We start from the raw sequence: 15,137 nt of genomic DNA, 5'->3' as shown, positions 1-15,137 counted from the left end.
CTTCTAGCTGAGAATACCGATCTAACGGATTTGTTTGCTTTCTTAGGCTGTGCCTAAGATTCGCTCGCTCGTTGACCGATCGACCCTCCGCCCAGCTGGCGGTCGGGGGTGGTTCCTGCCGGGGACCGCCGTGATCGTGTCCGGGTGTCCGGTGGGGTCCCAGCTCATGGAAAGGCCATCTCGTCATGGCTTCAGTCCGTCATGCCGCACGCCCGAAAGCGGCCGCCAATCTTCGTCGTCGGGTGCGCCGTGGTGCGCATCGCCGGGGCCGGTCGCTGATCGCGGTGCTCGCGGCGATCGTGTCGGTGGTGGCTTTGGCGCAGGCGGTGTTGCTGCACACCGCGGCGCACAGCTCGCGGGCGTTGGCGGCGGCGGCGACGGGGGACGGCGGGGATTTTGTGGCGTTGCAGGCTCCGCTGGTGGACACGACGACGGGACTGGGCGGGTTCTCTTCTCCGTTGCCGGCGAACACGTGGGAGACGATCGGGGTGGACGGGCAGGCGGGTTTGCCGTCGAGTGGGATCTCGGCGGTGCAGTTGACGATCACCGCGTTGAACTCCTCGGGCGCGGCGGGGGTGATCTCGGTGCGCCGGGGCAGCACGATCGCCTCGGTGACCGCCCTTGTGTACGGGTTCGGCGACACCGGGTCGGTGTCGAACACCGCGATCGTCGCGGTGTCGAGCACCGGGTCGATCCAGTTGGAGACGCAGACCTCGATCAACATCCGGGTTGATGTGCAGGGCTACTACACGGCCGGGGATCCGGATGCCGGCGGGTATGTGCCGATCACCCCGAAGCGGCTGGTCGACACCACCACCGGCACCGGCCTGTCCGGCGTCGGGAAGCTCGCGGCCGGCTCGAACACCGTGGTGTCCGCCGGCGGGGTCGGCGGGATCCCGGCAGACGCGTCGGCGGTGTTCGTGAACTTCCAAGCCTCGTCCGCGTCGAGCAGCGGCTACCTGGTCGCCTACGACACCGGCGGCACGGTGCCGGACACGACGTTGAACTACATGCCGTCGGTGACCACGGCGATCGGCGCGAACAGCCCGCTCAGTTCGGGCGGGCAGTTCACGATCCATGTCGGCGGCTCGTCGTCGATCAATCTGAGCGTCGATGTAGTCGGGTACTTCACGGCCAATACCACTGGGACCGGTTCGTTCACCCCGGCCGCCACCAGGCTGATCGACTCCAACGTCCCCCCGGCGACCACGATCCCGGCGAACGGCACACTGACCGTGCAGGTCACCGGGGTGAACGGCGTGCCGGTCGCGGGGGCCGGTATCGCCGCGGCGGCGGTCAACGTGCACATCCGGCACACCGGGACCGCGTCCGGTTATGACGTGATCTGGCGCGCGGACCAGACCGAGCCGACCCCGGCGTCGTTGACGTATTCGCCGTCGTCGACGATGAGCAACCTGTACACCGTCGGGTTGTCCGCAGCGGGCACGATCAAGATCCACAACGTGTCGTCGGACAGCGTGGGGTACGCGATCGATCTGGAGGGGTGGTACACCAGCGTCGCCTCCGCCGTGCCGAACAATCAGGATCAGACCCAGCAGTCGATCACCCTGCAGGCCAACCCCGCCGGCGGCGGGTCGTGGGTGACGTATGAGTACCGGATCGGCACTGTCGCGAACTTCGCCAACGTCCCCGTCGCGAACGCCAAAGACGGCAACGGCAACTCACCCTCATCCTGGCCGGTCCAGTCGAGTGGCGGAGCGTTCACCGCCTACACCTGGAACATCCGCGACACCCTCAAAGCCGCGCTCGGCGTCACGACCGCGCCAGACACGTTCGTGCAGGTCGAAGCCTGCTACGGCGCCACCAGCAGCGACCCGAACCCAGTCTGCGGGATGCCCTCGGACGTTCAGTTCGCGCAGTCCGCGTTCGGCGACGGCTACGCCACCCAGAACGTCGGACCGGGCACCCTGGCCGAACTGACCGGGGACTACGAGATCGACGCGACCGACTCCGACGCCGGCACGTCCCTCGACGACCTTTCCGTCGGCCGGTCGCTGACCACTCTCGCGCCGGCGGACGCGGGCGTGGCGCCGGGCGCGCAGCGGACCGACGCCTCCGGGGTGTTCGGGCCAAGCTGGACCGCCGAGCTGTCCGGGCCCGACGCGGGCGACGGGGACCTGCGGGTCACCGATAAGGCCAGCTCCGGGTACCTGATCTTCACCGACGCGGACGGCGGCACCTCCCAGTATCAGGCCACCACGCCGGTGGGGACGTATCCGATCAGCTTCACCGGTGTCGCGGACGCGGCCGGCGACGGCGAGACCGTCACCAAGGTCAACTCGAGCACGATCACGATGGCCGACCCGGACGGGACCGTCACCACGTGGATCAAGTCCGGGTCGGTGTGGCAGATGAGCACGGTGGTCGAGCCGGGCTCGAACTCGACCAGCGCCTACACCTACAACGCGACCAACCTGGTCACCCGGATCCTCGCGCCCGTGCCGTCCGGCGTTAGCTGCAGCACCCCGGACACCACGCTGGGCTGCCGCAGCCTGCTGCTCGCCTACGAGACGATCACCGTGTCGGGTGTCAATGTGACCCGGCTGCAGGAAGTCGACACCTCGCTGCCGCAGACCTCCGGCACCGCCAATAAGGTGGCGGTCGCGAAGTATGACTACAACTCCTCCGGGCAGCTGGCGGACGCCTACGACCCGCGGATCTCGCCGTACCTGAAGACTGCTTACACCTACAACACTGCCGGCCGGCTCGCCAGCCTGACCCCGCCCGGGGAGGCCGCGTTCACCTTCGGCTACGACAGTGGCGGCCGGTTGTCGACGGTCTCGCGGCCGGACCCGTCCGGTCCGACCGCCGTCACGACGGTCGTCTATGACATCCCCACCAGCGGTTCCACCGCGCCGATATCAATGACAGCCTCGACGACCGGCACGTGGGATGAGACCGGCGACCTACCCGTGACCGGCACCGCCGTGTTCCCGCCGACCCATCAGCCGGCCGGCACCACCGCCTCCACCGTCACCTCTAGCGACTGGCCCTGGGCCGGGATCGACTACCTCGACGTCAACGGCCTCACCGTCAACTCCGCCGGCTACGGCGCTGGGGCGTGGCAGATCGACACGAGCCAGTACGACGGCAATGGCAACGACGTCTGGGACCTCACCGCCGGCAACCGCGCCCAAGCCCTCGCGCCGACCGACGACACCGACCCCTACGTCGCGGGCCTGTCGAGCAATGTCGACCGGGCTGCCGCGCTCGCCTTCACGTCGGTCTACAACCCGCTCGACCCGTCCCAGGTGAGCGACACCTTCGGCCCCACACACCCGGTCACGTTGATAAGTGGCAGCGTGATCGACGCTCAGACTCACGTGTCGACGACCTATGACGAGGGCGCGCCGAACAGCGACGTCGACCCGAACACCGGCACCGCCTACGACCTGCCCACCACCACGACCACCGACGCCTACAACGCCGCGACTGACGCCGACACGTCGTTCCCGGACGCGAGCATCACCCACACCGGCTACGACATCGTCAACTCCGGCGACACGAGCGGCTGGACGCTCTACAAGCCCACGACCAGCACCGTCCAGATGGGATCGTCGCCCTCCTCCGCCGACCTGGTGACGACCACCCGCTACGACTCGTCCGGCCGTGTGATCGAGACCCGCTTGCCGGCGGGGCCGTCTGGGGGGACCGCGCAGTCGACGATGACCAGCTATTTCACCGCCACCGGAAGCGGCGCCTGCATCTCGATCAAGTGGGCCGGACTGACCTGCTCCGTGGGGCCGGCCGCGCAGCCGAGCAGCGGCAAGCCGCTCGCGGTGAAGACCTACACCTACAACCAGTACGACGAACAGCTCACCCAGACGGAAACCTTCGGCTCCTCCGGCACCGTCCGCACCGCCACCGTCAGTCACGACTCCGCCGGCCGGCTCCTGACACAGGCCCTCACGGTCACGCCGTCCAGCGCCGGTGGCACCGCGGTCCCGACCGTCACCGACGGATACAGCTCCACGACCGGTCTGCCGACGACCGTGAGCACCGGCAGCGGCGGCAGCCTGGTCACGCTTACGACTGGTTACAACAGTATCGGCGAACCCACCAGCTACACCGATGCCGGCAGCAACACCTCCGCGATGACCTATGACCTCGACGGACGGCTCACCTCGCTCAATGACGGCAAAGGCACGACGACCTACAGCTACGACACCAGCAGCGAACACCGCGGCATGGCCACCACCGAGGACGTCGGCGTCAGCCCCGCGCCCTCCACGTTCTCCGCCAGCTACGACGCCGCCGGCAACCTCGCGGCCGAGACCTACCCCAACGGCCTGGTCGCGACCAGACACGTCGACAACGTAGGCCAACCTACCGCCCTGGCATATGTCAAGTCCGGTTCGACCTGGATGAGCTTCGCCGACACCTACAACGCCCTCGGCCAAGTCCGTGGGCAGACGAGCCCGCAATCGAGCCAGACGTACACGTACGACGGGGATGATCGGCTCAGCACCGTCCAAGACACCTACTCATCCGCCTGCGTGACGCGGAACTACGGGTTCGATAAGGACTCCAACCGAACCAGCCTCAACTCCTACCCCTCCGGCACCGGCGGCGCCTGCTCCACTAGCACCACCCCGACCACGACGAGCACCAGTTACGACCAAGGCGACCGCGACACCAACACCGGATACAGCTACGACGACCTCGGCCGTACCCTCACCGTCCCCGGCGCCGACGCTGTGGGCGTCGGCTCCCACAATGGGTTCACTGGGAGTCTCACCGTCGGCTACTACGCCAACGACATGGTCGCCAGCCAATCGCAGAGCACAGCGTCGCTGACCTTCGGACTCGATCCAGACCAGAACCGACTCGCGACTATGACAAGCGGCGGCACCACAACCACGAGCCACTACACGGACGATGGCGACTCGCCCGCCTGGTCAACCACCAGCGGGACCACCTGGACTCGCGATCTCAGTGACATCGGTGGCAACCTCGCCGCCACCGTCGATCAAGGCGGCACGGTCACCCTCCAGCTTGCCAACCTGCACGGCGACACCATCGCCACCGCCGCCGACTCCACCACTGCGACCGGAACTGCCAGCTATAGCGAAACGACTGAATATGGGACCCCGCGCAACCCAGCCGGCGCCTATAGCAACTATGGATGGCTCGGCGGAGATGAGCGCAGCATCAACGATCTCGGGGGCGTCATCTTGATGGGGGTCCGACTATATAATTCGACTATCGGAAGGTTCCTCTCTCCCGACCCGGTGAGGGGCGGAAACGCCAATGCGTATGTATATCCGGGCGACCCGATCAATGGGCGTGACACAACCGGTCGAACTTACTTCGGAAATAATCTCGGTTCATGGCAAGTCGGGTGGTGTATAAGCAACGCTCCTGATTGCCACATGGCCTGGGACGCCAAGCAGTCGGCCGAATCTTATTCACGTTACCTGCGACGGAGCGGTTACGACGCGGACACTGCGGATGCATTCCAGCACACTGTTTGGATGGCTCTGGTATCGTATTACGATAACTACGATGATGCGATGGATTTGGGCTTAGATCACGAGTTAGACACTGACGGAGCATGGGACGCAAAGAACAGGAACGACACCGAGCGCGACTTGGACAATGATCACACAGGCGCGGTCGCTGGGGCCCATGCGCGTCATCGTCACTGGTCGAGGCAGCATTTGATGGACTATATTTGGGACCTTTATTTACAAAATAAGTTGGTATGCACTCATAATACGCGAAAACATAAGTATGCTTGTTAGCGTCTACCAGCTTAGAAAGGTAATGTCGTGATTGCCGTCTTACAAAGGCACCGTATTGCGTTGACCGTCTGTTGCCTGCTGATTGGCTTATTTGCTGAACTAGTGGGATACGGGCTAAATTTCGGTGTCGCCATGCAGGATTCAAGTCCTGATTCCGCATTGTTCGGTTCGGGTGAGTCGGTCTTGCAACTGATCATCCAGGGCCTGATGGCGCTTCTCGCTTTAGCCCTATTCGGCGCGCTCCTTCTTTCGCCATTCTCCCGTGCGCCCCGTCTCTTTGTCGGAGTTGCTATAACGTCCCTTGCGTTCTCCATAGTCCTGTTGGGCTTCCTGCCTCTGTCGTCAATCTTGTGACCGGGACACAGGTTGAGTTGTCCCGCAACCGGTAGGGATTGCAGCCTTCCCGGATGAGTAGTCGGCTGCGATCCTCTGCAGCAGCGAGAGTGTTGGTGAGATCGCAACGCTCGTCGAGCGGTAGGGCAAGTCAAGCGACTTCATAACCGCTTCTTTTCAGTCCGTCAGGCTGGCGTCCTGCCGAAGATCTAGTGGGCCGGAGGGCGCGTATTGTGCGCCAATTGCTGGAGCATCGCCCGAGTTCGCGTAGTTGACGGCCGCGCGGTGAAGCATCGTCGCGTTGGTCACCGCCGCGAAGCGTTCGATGGCCGACGCCGCGTTGCCGCAGAGGTTGTCCGTGCAGCGGACGATCCGTCGAACTTTATGCTGGCGACGTGCGCAGAGGGTTCGCCGATTCAATGGCCGGCGTCCCATCGTGGCGCCCGCCTGGCCAGCGAATCGGGTCGGTGGCGAGAGGCAGGCACCGCCAGTTCCCCAGCGGGCGGCGCGGCCCAGGTAGGTCTGGGTCGGGGAGTCGGCGTCGAGTTGGGCGGCGCTGAGGGTTGCCGCGCTGAGCGGCACGATCGACTCGGGCCAGGCGGTGGCGAGTCGAAGTTCGAGGTTGCGGGCGATGTGCTGTGGGGGCAGCGGTCGGTTGGCGATGAGTGTGGGGGGTTGCGCGTCGACGTCGTAGCCGGTCTGGGCGGCGCGGTCCAGGCCGACTGCAGCGCGGGCCAACTGGCATCGCCGGCGAGATCGGCCACGAGGCTATCGGCCAGCACGGCCCAGCGTTGCGTTGCGGGTATCGGCGCAGGCGAAGCGGGCGGCACCGTCGAGTCGCCGGTCCCGGTCGTGCCGGACGCAGGGACGGGTAGGCGTTCAGCCAGGTGCCGCTTTGCCGCGGCGTTGGGGTCGGCTGACCAGACAGTGGGGGCGTCGAACAGCTCGTCGATCCCGGTCGCGTGCGAGACGCGGGTTCTCGGCGGGGTCCTTAAACTTCGTCACGAGGAGAATTCGCAGCCGATGACAGTTGCTCGGACGGCCTAGAATCCGGCCCATGTCCTCTCCTGTGACGTCCTTTCGCGTGACGCGCAATCCGAACCCGGCCTCCGACGAGCAGCGCGCGGCGATCCTCGCGTCGCCCGGGTTCGGCCGGCACTTCACCGATCACATGGTGCGCATCGACTGGACGGCTGACGGCGGCTGGGGCGAGGGCGAGGTCGTGCCCTACGGCCCGCTGACCCTCGACCCGGCGACTGCCGCCCTGCACTACGGGCAGGAGATCTTCGAGGGGCTGAAGGCCTACCGGCAGGCCGACGGCTCGATCGCGTCCTTCCGGCCGGACGCGAACGCCCGACGTTTTCAGCGCTCGGCCCGCCGGCTCGCGATGGCCGAGCTGCCTGAGGAGCTGTTCGTCGAGTCGTTGCGCGCGCTCGTCGAGGTCGACTCCGCCTGGGTGCCGAACGACCCGGACGAGTCGCTCTACCTGCGGCCGTTCATGATCGCGACCGAGGTCGGGCTCGGCGTCAACAGCCCGTCTGCGTCCTACACCTACCTCCTCATCGCATCGCCGGCCGGCGCGTACTTCGCCGGCGGCGTGAAGCCGGTGAAGGTCTGGCTGTCCACCGAGTTCACCCGCGCGGCCCCGGGCGGCACCGGCGAGGCGAAGTGCGCCGGCAACTACGCGGCGTCCTTCGTCGCGCAGGCACACGCGACGGCGCAGGGCTGCGACCAGGTCGTGTGGCTCGACGCGGTGGAGCACCGCTGGGTCGAGGAGATGGGCGGGATGAACCTGTACTTCGTGTACGGGTCCGGCCCGGACGCGCGCATCGTCACGCCGGCGCTGACCGGCACGCTGCTGCCGGGAATCACCCGCGACTCGCTGCTGACTCTTGCGGCCGAACTCGGCTATTCCGTTGAGGAGGGCAAGATCTCGACCGACGAGTGGCGCGCGGACAACGCCTCCGGCGCGCTCACCGAGGTGTTCGCCTGCGGCACGGCCGCGGTCATCACTCCGGTCGGGGCCGTCGACAGCGCCTCGGGAGGTTGGCCGGTCGGCGACGGCAAGCCGGGTCCGATCAGCCTGCAGTTGCGCGAGCGCCTGCTCGCCCTGCAGACCGGCCACCTGCCCGATCCGCACGGCTGGCTGCACCGCCTCGGCTGATTCGTCTGGCTGATTCGTCTGGCTGATTCGTCCGGCGGCGACCCACCCAGCGCGCGCCGCGACGTACTGGCAACAAGCTGCGCGGCTGGTAGCTGCGAGTTCCCGATCCGATTCCGCGACACGGCGCGCTCTAATCTCCTTCTCACCAAATGCGATGACGACGGAGGATCCGTGAGACTGCCCAATCGAGGATTGCTCGCCCTGCTCGGCTCGACCGCGCTCGTTGCGGCCACTGCCATGACAGCCGCCACCGCGAGCGCCGTGCCCGCTGCCGCGTCGACCGGGCGACTCGCGACCGAGCGCGTGTGCGGGACGCCGAGCGCCGGCCACGCGGCCTGCTTCGCCGTCCGGCAGACGTCGGCCGCTGAGCCGAGCTCCCTGCGGGCGAACGCCGTCTCGCCGAACGCGACGCCGTCCGGCTACGGCCCGAGCGACCTGCGCAGCGCCTACGCGCTCACCGCGAGCGGTTCCAGCAGCGAGACCGTCGGCATTGTCGACGCCTACGACGACCCGAACGCCGCAGCAGATCTCGCGACCTACCGCTCCCAATACGGTCTGCCCGCCTGCACCACGGCCAGCGGCTGTTTCAAGAAGGTCAGCCAGACCGGCAGCACGACCGCGTTGCCGGCGAAGAACAGCGGCTGGGCCGGGGAGATCTCCCTCGACATCGAGATGGTCTCGGCGATCTGCCCCAACTGCCACATCCTGCTGGTCGAGGCCAAGAGCTCGACGCTCGCCAACCTGGGCGCCGCGGTGAACGAGGCGGTCAAGCTCGGCGCGAAGTTCGTCTCCAACAGCTACGGCGGCGCCGAGAGCTCCGCGGTCACCAGCTACGACAGCAGCTACTTCAACCACCCTGGCGTCGCGATCACCGCCAGCGCCGGCGACGACGACTACGACGGCGGCTCCTACCCGGCGACCTCGAAGTACGTCACCGCGGTCGGCGGCACCCGGCTGGTGCGCAGCAGCACCGCCCGCGGCTGGTCCGAGACGGTGTGGAACACCACGAGCTACACCGAGGGAACCGGATCCGGCTGCTCCGCCTACATCGCGAAGCCGAGCTTCCAGAGCGGCGTCGCGACGAGCTGCGCGAAGCGGGCGGAGTCCGACGTCTCGGCGGTCGCGGACCCGGCCACCGGCGTAGCGGTCTACCAGACCTATGGCGCCAGCGGCTGGACGGTGTACGGCGGCACGAGCGTGGCCTCGCCAATCATCGCCTCGGTGTACGCCCTGGCCGGCGTTCCCGCCTCGGGCGCTTACCCAAATGCCGACCCGTACAGCCACGTCGGCAGCCTCAACGACGTCACGTCCGGCAAGAACGGGACGTGTGGCGCGCCGATCTGCACCGCCGGCGCGGGCTGGGACGGCCCGACCGGCCTCGGCACGCCGAAGGGCGCCGCGGCGTTCGCCGCTTAGCAACAGAGCGGCGCTCGCCGCGTGACAACAGAGCGGCGCTAGCCGCGTGACCGACACCCCCCACGGAGCGGGGCGGATCCGCCGTTGCGGATCCGCCCCGCTCGCCATTCCGGGCCTGCGGTTCTATGCTCGGAAACGCATTGCCTACTAAATCGATAGGGGAAACAGATGACGGTCACCGACGAGCTGCTCGCCAACAACGCCGAGTACGCGGCGGCCTTCACCGGACCGCTGCCGCTCCCGCCGGCCAAGCACGTCGCCGTGGTCGCCTGCATGGACGCGCGGATCAACGTCTACGGGGTGCTCGGGCTCAAGGAGGGCGAAGCGCACGTCATCCGCAACGCCGGCGGCGTGATCACCGAGGACGAGATCCGCTCGCTCGCCATCAGCCAACGGCTGCTCGGCACGCAGGAGATCATCCTGATCCACCACACCGACTGCGGCATGCTGACCTTCACCGACGACGAGTTCAAGAAGTCGATCCAGGACGACACCGGCATCAAACCGTCCTGGGCCGCCGAGGCGTTCGGCGAATTGGATGGCGACGTGCGGCAGTCGATCGCGCGGATCAAGGCGAGCCCGTTCATCCCGAACAAGGACTCGGTGCGCGGATTCGTCTTCGACGTGGCGACCGGAAAGCTGAACGAAGTCGCGTAGCACTACCGACCCCTGCCCTGGCGCGTGAGATTGCTGCACCAGTCCGAGCGTCGCCGTCGCGAGCGCCGGTCGGTGGTGCTCAAGTCTGCGCATTGCCGGTCGATTCAGTACCAGGCAAGCGAATCGGGAAGTGGTTCCCGGTCGGTCGACGTCCGTCGCGTGCGGTAGCCAGCACGAGGCGGACGAGTTGGAGGGACGCCAATGGCGCACGCGAACGCCAATGGACGGCCGGCCAACCGACACCGAAACGTGCGGGCCGTGCGTCGGCTTGGGCTCGCAGCAGTGCTGATCCTGAGCATGACGGCCTGCACCACCGCCGGCTCGACCGGTGGGGGGGCCCCGACAACCGCCTCGAGCGGCGTCGCTCGGCCCGCCACCTCACAAGCTGCTCCGAGCGCAACTTCTTCCGCGGCGACCCATGGGTCGGCGCGGGTCCAGCCGGTACTGAAACGGGTCGGTGTCTCACTACCTCTGAACCGGCTCGCCGGATTCATCAAGACGACCGGCAGCGTCCCCGGCCAACTCAGCATCTACCAGCAGTGGGCAAGCAATCAGCCATTCGACGCGGTTGCCGCAACGGCAGCGATGAGCCGGGGCATGAGCATCGTCGTCAACTGGGAACCGTGGGCGCCCCAATGCGGCTGTGCCACGCAACCCGCCTGGACCGACCGCAAGATCGCCAGCGGCGCGTATGACGCATATATCCGCGCGTACGCGCAGTCAGTGAAGACGTTCACACTCACGGGCGGTCACGTGACGCTCCGTCTCGGACACGAGATGAACGGCAATTGGTACCCATGGGCCGTCGGCGCAAACGGCAACACCTCGGCCGCATATATCGCCATGTGGCGCCATGTGTACCGCGTGTTCACGGCCGAGCACGTGCCCAACGTGCGATGGATGTGGTCGCCGAACCTGACGTATCCCGGCGCCATGCCGATGAGCGCCAGCTATCCCGGCGATAGCTACGTCGATGACGTCGGACTGTCCGGATACAACTTCGGCGCCGGCGACGGCTTCAGTTGGCAGACGTTCAGCCGGCTGTTCCAGCCCAGCCTCAACGCACTGCGCAAGATCGCGCCGCACAAGCCGCTCTACCTCGCCGAAATCGGCTGCGCCCCCCACGGCGGCAACAAGGCTGCCTGGATTGCCGACATGTTCCGGCAAGTGAAGAAGCGGCCGTACGTCGCCGGCGTGACCTGGTTCGAGCAGCGCACGCAGCGCAACTGGCTCATCGAGGGCAGCTCGGCCAACGTCCGGGCCTGGAAGGCTGGCGTCGCCCTGCTCCAGCGCGGCTAGCTGCAGCGCGGCCGGCTGCAACGCGGCCGATTATCGCGCCAGTTCGCGACGTCGTTCCCACGCGGCCACTGAGTGCGAGCTGTCAGCGAGCCCGCCGCGCGATCAGGCCGAGGGCGTACTTCTGATACCAATTGCCGGCGGCTGGTCCGCTGCGGCAGGTACCGTCCGACTCGCCCGGGTGCTTGATCCACAGGTACGCATCGGCATGCTTGGCGCGAGTGCGCGCCGTCGGCAGGGCGCCGAGGCCGCGGCCGGATGGGTTGCACCAACTCGCCGAACCGGACTTCGCCGGTCCCCGCCCGTTGCGCGAGGTGTCCACGACGTAGTGCTTGCCTTTCAGCAGCGCCGAGACTCGTTCGCCGTAGCGGTCCTCGGTGCTTGTCCGATAGAAATTAGACACGTTGAGGCTGAAGCCACGTGCTTTGGCGACGTCGACTTGCCGCAGTCGATGCGCGAGGACGCGGGCAGGTAGCCAGCCAGAGTTCCCACCGTCGATGTAGACCGTCGTCGTGTGCCTCCGGGCGAGGGTGCGCACCGCGTAGCGCAGCAGCGCCAACCTCTGTTTCTGCTGCGCGCGGGTCAAGCAGGTCATCGACGCCAATGCGTCCGGCTCGATGATCACCGCTGCCCTGAGCCGGCCAATTCCAGCGGCGACCTGTCGAGTCCAGGACCGGTACGCGGCAGCGCTGCCAAAGCCGCCAGCTGAGTAGGAACCGCAGTCGCGATGCGGAATGGCGTAGGTGACCAGTACCGGCTCTGCAGAGGCCAGCTGCGCGGCGCGCACGTAGCGGTGGACCGCGCTGCGCACCGTACGGCGCGAGTTCCAATCACCAAACCACTGCGCCTGCGGCGTCTTTACCAGGATCGCAAGCTTCCGGCGCACCGTGACCGAAGCCGTCGAGGCGGCCAGTGCCGCCGACGTGCCCGGAGCTGCGTAAAGCCGAAGCTGCCGCAACGGGTTGCTGCTGCCGTGGCTCTGCGTTCCCGCGGCCGAGGCGCCGGTGCCGGTGCCGGCGAGCACCGCCCCGCCAGCGACAACAAAGGCTGCGACGGCCAGCACGAGGCATCGGCGAACGGGTCGAGGCATCAAGTTCCCTTTGCTATGGCCGCCCCCGCGACCCGTGCAGCTTACCTGGTCACCGGCGACGTCTAATGGAGTGCGTCTAATGGAGTGCGTCGATTGTAATTGCCGCCGCCACGGTCGTAGCCGACGTGAGGCACTCACCTGGCCAGGTAGCTCGACAGGCCGCTGGCGAACGCCCGGGCAGAGGCGGCTGACGATGCGATACGCCAGTCGGCTTCTTTGTCGAGGTCGAACCAGGTGACGCTGTGTACCCGCGGCCACTGCGCCAGCGTGCGCCACATTGCGGCTATCCAGCGCGCCTTGTCGCCGCCCGCAGTCGAACAGCCGACCTCGCCGATGCTGATCGGTCGCCGCGACATCGCTGAAAGCTCTTCAATAGCTTGGCGGAAAATGGCGTCGAAACTTGCCCACGACCTGCCCTGCTGGTTTCCCCAGTTGTATCCGTCGATCGCGATCTCGTCGACGGTGTCGCCGGGAAAAAGCTCGGCCATCGGAGTGCTGCCCGGATACGGCACGTTCGGAGACCAGATCCAGGTGACGTTGTCGGCCCCGGCCGCGGCGAAGATCCGGTGCACGTGCCGCCAGGCCGCGACGTAGGAGCCAGCGGCATTGCCATTGACGCCTTCGGCCCACGGATACCAGGAGCCGTTCATTTCTTGCGCGAAACGCAACCGCAGCGGGAAACCCCACGTCGCGACCGCGCGCGCCCATGAGCCGATGTAGCGGTCGAAGTCGCCGGCCACGATGCGGGCCAGGGCGTACCGGGTTTGGGACATCGCGCGCGCGGGATTCCACGGTTCCCAAGTGATCTCTGGGACGGCTCCGGCGGCACGGGTTCGGTCCGCGTCGGCGACGGGGAAGCCGGTGTTCAGCGACCAAGCGACGTACCACATGATCTGGCCGGGGGAGCTGCCCACATCTCGCACGAGTGCCCGCAGCGCGGCCGGGGAGGCGGGTGCGCCGGGCTGCGTCACACCCCAGGTGTTCAGAACCGTTCCGGGTGCCAGTACACGTCCTCCGGGCTGCCGTCGAGCAGGTGTGCCACCGCCTCGACGCCCTGGGCGAAGGAGTAGTCCTGGTTGCACGATTCGTAGCGCCACCCGCCGAAACGGCCCCGGCTGAGGATTGCCTTGCTGCGCAGGCCGGCGTCGATTCGACGCAGCTCCTCATCGCGGCCCTGCGTCGGCAACGGATAGCCCATCGGCAGCTGCGTCGACCACGTCGATTCGATCTGCGCGGGATTCATTCCGAGCCTTTCCAGCGAGGCCCGGGAGCCGGCCACTGCCGCCTCGTGCGACACCGGCCGCCAGCGCGACGAGCTCACCTCGCACAGCACGCTCCAGCGACCGTCGCCGGCGTTGCCCGGGTCGTAGTTGGACAGCACGCTCGCCCGGTACCAAGGCACGTCGACGTCCGGGCTGGCCAGGTAGGTCTTGTCCGCCAGCTCCGGCGGCGGGTCCCCGCGGACCCCGAAACCCACCGCGTGCACGGTGCTCGACACCAGCCGTGCGGTGTCGACGGGCGCGCCTTGCGAATCGGGGCCGAGGACCCCAGCTGGACCCGCCCACTCGAGCAGCTTCGTGATCGGCGCGGTGCTGATGCACGCCTCGTAGTCGATCACCGAGCCGTCGGCGAGTGTCGCGCGGTGGGCGGCGGCATCGAGGGAGACAACACTGGCGCCTAGGCGCAACCGCGCGCCGTCGACCTGTGTCCGGACGATGTCGTGCCAGAGTCGTCCGGTGCCGCCCTCGGGGTAGGGGAAGAATTCCTGCTCCCTGCGAATCTGGTCCGCGGCCAGGCCCAGCGGCGGCACGTTCCGCCGCCCCGACCCTGCGCGCATGCTTGTCCACTCGTGGGAGAGGTCTTCGAGCGGGTGCGCCCACATCTTGAAGGTGTGCGGCTCGAAGAACTGCCGGGCGAGTTCGCTGCCGAAGTTGTTGCGGTAATAGCTGGCCAGGTTGGGCGAGGGCAGGTCCGGGCGTAAATCGGTGGGCAGCTTGCTCAGCTGGGCTTGGATCGGCATCGGGATCAGCGCGCCGCCTGTCCACACGTAGCCGTTGCGGGCCACCGCGCGCATTGGCGTGCCCGCTGTCGCCACAGCTTTGTCGAAGCAGTCGAAGTGGCTGTGGATGACGTGCCCGCCCAGATCCCAGGTGAAGCCATGCTTGTCGTGCATCGATCGGGCCATGCCGCCCGGCTCGGCTGCGGCCTCGACCACGAGATGATCGACGTCGGACTGCTGGAGCTGGACGGCGGCGCCGATTCCGGTTGGCCCTGCCCCAATGACCAGGACGTCGACCTTGAATTGTGCGGGCACGGGTGAACCTTTCGCGGGGGACGCGCTGACGAGCAAAATATCGGCGCCGCAATCGTAAAGTGTAGGTAAGTGCCGCCGATGGACACCAGAGATGCAAACCCC

Annotated in this window: 10 protein-coding genes; 6 read left to right on the top strand and 4 right to left on the bottom strand. The window is 67.1% G+C overall.

Going from position 1 to position 15,137, the window contains the following annotated elements:
* Positions 1-308: 308 nt before the first annotated feature.
* Together ACFFBG_RS09035 and ACFFBG_RS09030 are read left to right on the top strand one after the other, a co-directional pair.
* Positions 309-5,765 (top strand): RHS repeat-associated core domain-containing protein, encoded by a 5,457-nt coding sequence (locus ACFFBG_RS09035; RefSeq protein ID WP_375477813.1) that lies wholly within the window; start codon positions 309-311, stop codon positions 5,763-5,765.
* A gap of 27 nt (positions 5,766-5,792) precedes the next feature.
* Complete coding sequence (locus ACFFBG_RS09030; RefSeq protein ID WP_375477811.1) at positions 5,793-6,119, top strand: hypothetical protein; 327 nt, start codon at positions 5,793-5,795, stop codon at positions 6,117-6,119.
* A 156-nt stretch (positions 6,120-6,275) separates the two neighbouring features.
* Here ACFFBG_RS09030 and ACFFBG_RS09025 read toward each other — a convergent pair whose 3' ends face one another.
* Positions 6,276-6,836, bottom strand: a complete 561-nt coding sequence (locus ACFFBG_RS09025; RefSeq protein ID WP_375477809.1) for a hypothetical protein — start codon at positions 6,834-6,836, stop codon at positions 6,276-6,278.
* 319 nt (positions 6,837-7,155) lie between these two features.
* Here ACFFBG_RS09025 and ACFFBG_RS09020 point away from each other — a divergent pair, with 319 nt between their 5' ends.
* The 4 genes from ACFFBG_RS09020 (at position 7,156) to ACFFBG_RS09005 (ending at position 11,634) form a co-directional block, all read left to right on the top strand.
* Positions 7,156-8,262, top strand: coding sequence for a branched-chain amino acid aminotransferase (locus ACFFBG_RS09020; RefSeq protein WP_375477807.1), 1,107 nt, complete (start codon positions 7,156-7,158; stop codon positions 8,260-8,262).
* Positions 8,263-8,499: 237 nt separating this feature from the next.
* Positions 8,500-9,678: a peptidase S8 gene (locus ACFFBG_RS09015; protein WP_375478165.1), complete on the top strand. Its 1,179-nt coding sequence runs from the start codon at positions 8,500-8,502 to the stop codon at positions 9,676-9,678.
* 168 nt (positions 9,679-9,846) lie between these two features.
* Entirely contained in the window at positions 9,847-10,335 is a 489-nt protein-coding gene (locus ACFFBG_RS09010; RefSeq protein ID WP_375477805.1) for a beta-class carbonic anhydrase, read from the top strand.
* 282 nt (positions 10,336-10,617) lie between these two features.
* Positions 10,618-11,634 carry a glycoside hydrolase family 26 protein gene (locus ACFFBG_RS09005; RefSeq protein WP_375477804.1) on the top strand — a complete coding sequence of 339 codons (1,017 nt, stop codon included), beginning with the start codon at positions 10,618-10,620 and terminating at the stop codon, positions 11,632-11,634.
* An 82-nt stretch (positions 11,635-11,716) separates the two neighbouring features.
* Here the strand turns inward: ACFFBG_RS09005 and ACFFBG_RS09000 are convergent, their stop codons facing one another.
* The 3 genes from ACFFBG_RS09000 to ACFFBG_RS08990 all read right to left on the bottom strand — a co-directional run bounded on the left by ACFFBG_RS09000 (position 11,717) and on the right by ACFFBG_RS08990 (position 15,035).
* Positions 11,717-12,655, bottom strand: a complete 939-nt coding sequence (locus ACFFBG_RS09000) for a glycoside hydrolase family 6 protein (RefSeq protein WP_375477802.1) — start codon at positions 12,653-12,655, stop codon at positions 11,717-11,719.
* A 200-nt stretch (positions 12,656-12,855) separates the two neighbouring features.
* Positions 12,856-13,692, bottom strand: coding sequence for a glycoside hydrolase family 26 protein (locus ACFFBG_RS08995; RefSeq protein ID WP_375477800.1), 837 nt, complete (start codon positions 13,690-13,692; stop codon positions 12,856-12,858).
* 11 nt (positions 13,693-13,703) lie between these two features.
* On the bottom strand, positions 13,704-15,035 hold the full coding sequence (locus ACFFBG_RS08990) for a protoporphyrinogen/coproporphyrinogen oxidase (RefSeq protein WP_375477798.1): 1,332 nt from the start codon (positions 15,033-15,035) through the stop codon (positions 13,704-13,706).
* Between the last annotated feature and the right edge of the window lie 102 nt (positions 15,036-15,137).

The organism is uncultured Jatrophihabitans sp. (assembly GCF_964251945.1).
Lineage (GTDB): Bacteria > Actinomycetota > Actinomycetes > Mycobacteriales > Jatrophihabitantaceae > Jatrophihabitans.
Note: the sequence above shows the minus strand (reverse complement) of the source record. Positions and strands in the feature narration are given on the sequence as shown.

What these genes read in the sequence shown, in the direction of transcription:
- ACFFBG_RS09015 (WP_375478165.1), top strand. Translation starts at nt 8,500, where the DNA reads ATGACAGCCGCCACCGCGAGCGCCGTGCCCGCTGCCGCGTCGACCGGG.
- ACFFBG_RS09010 (WP_375477805.1), top strand. Translation starts at nt 9,847, where the DNA reads ATGACGGTCACCGACGAGCTGCTCGCCAACAACGCCGAGTACGCGGCG.
- ACFFBG_RS09020 (WP_375477807.1), top strand. Translation starts at nt 7,156, where the DNA reads ATGTCCTCTCCTGTGACGTCCTTTCGCGTGACGCGCAATCCGAACCCG.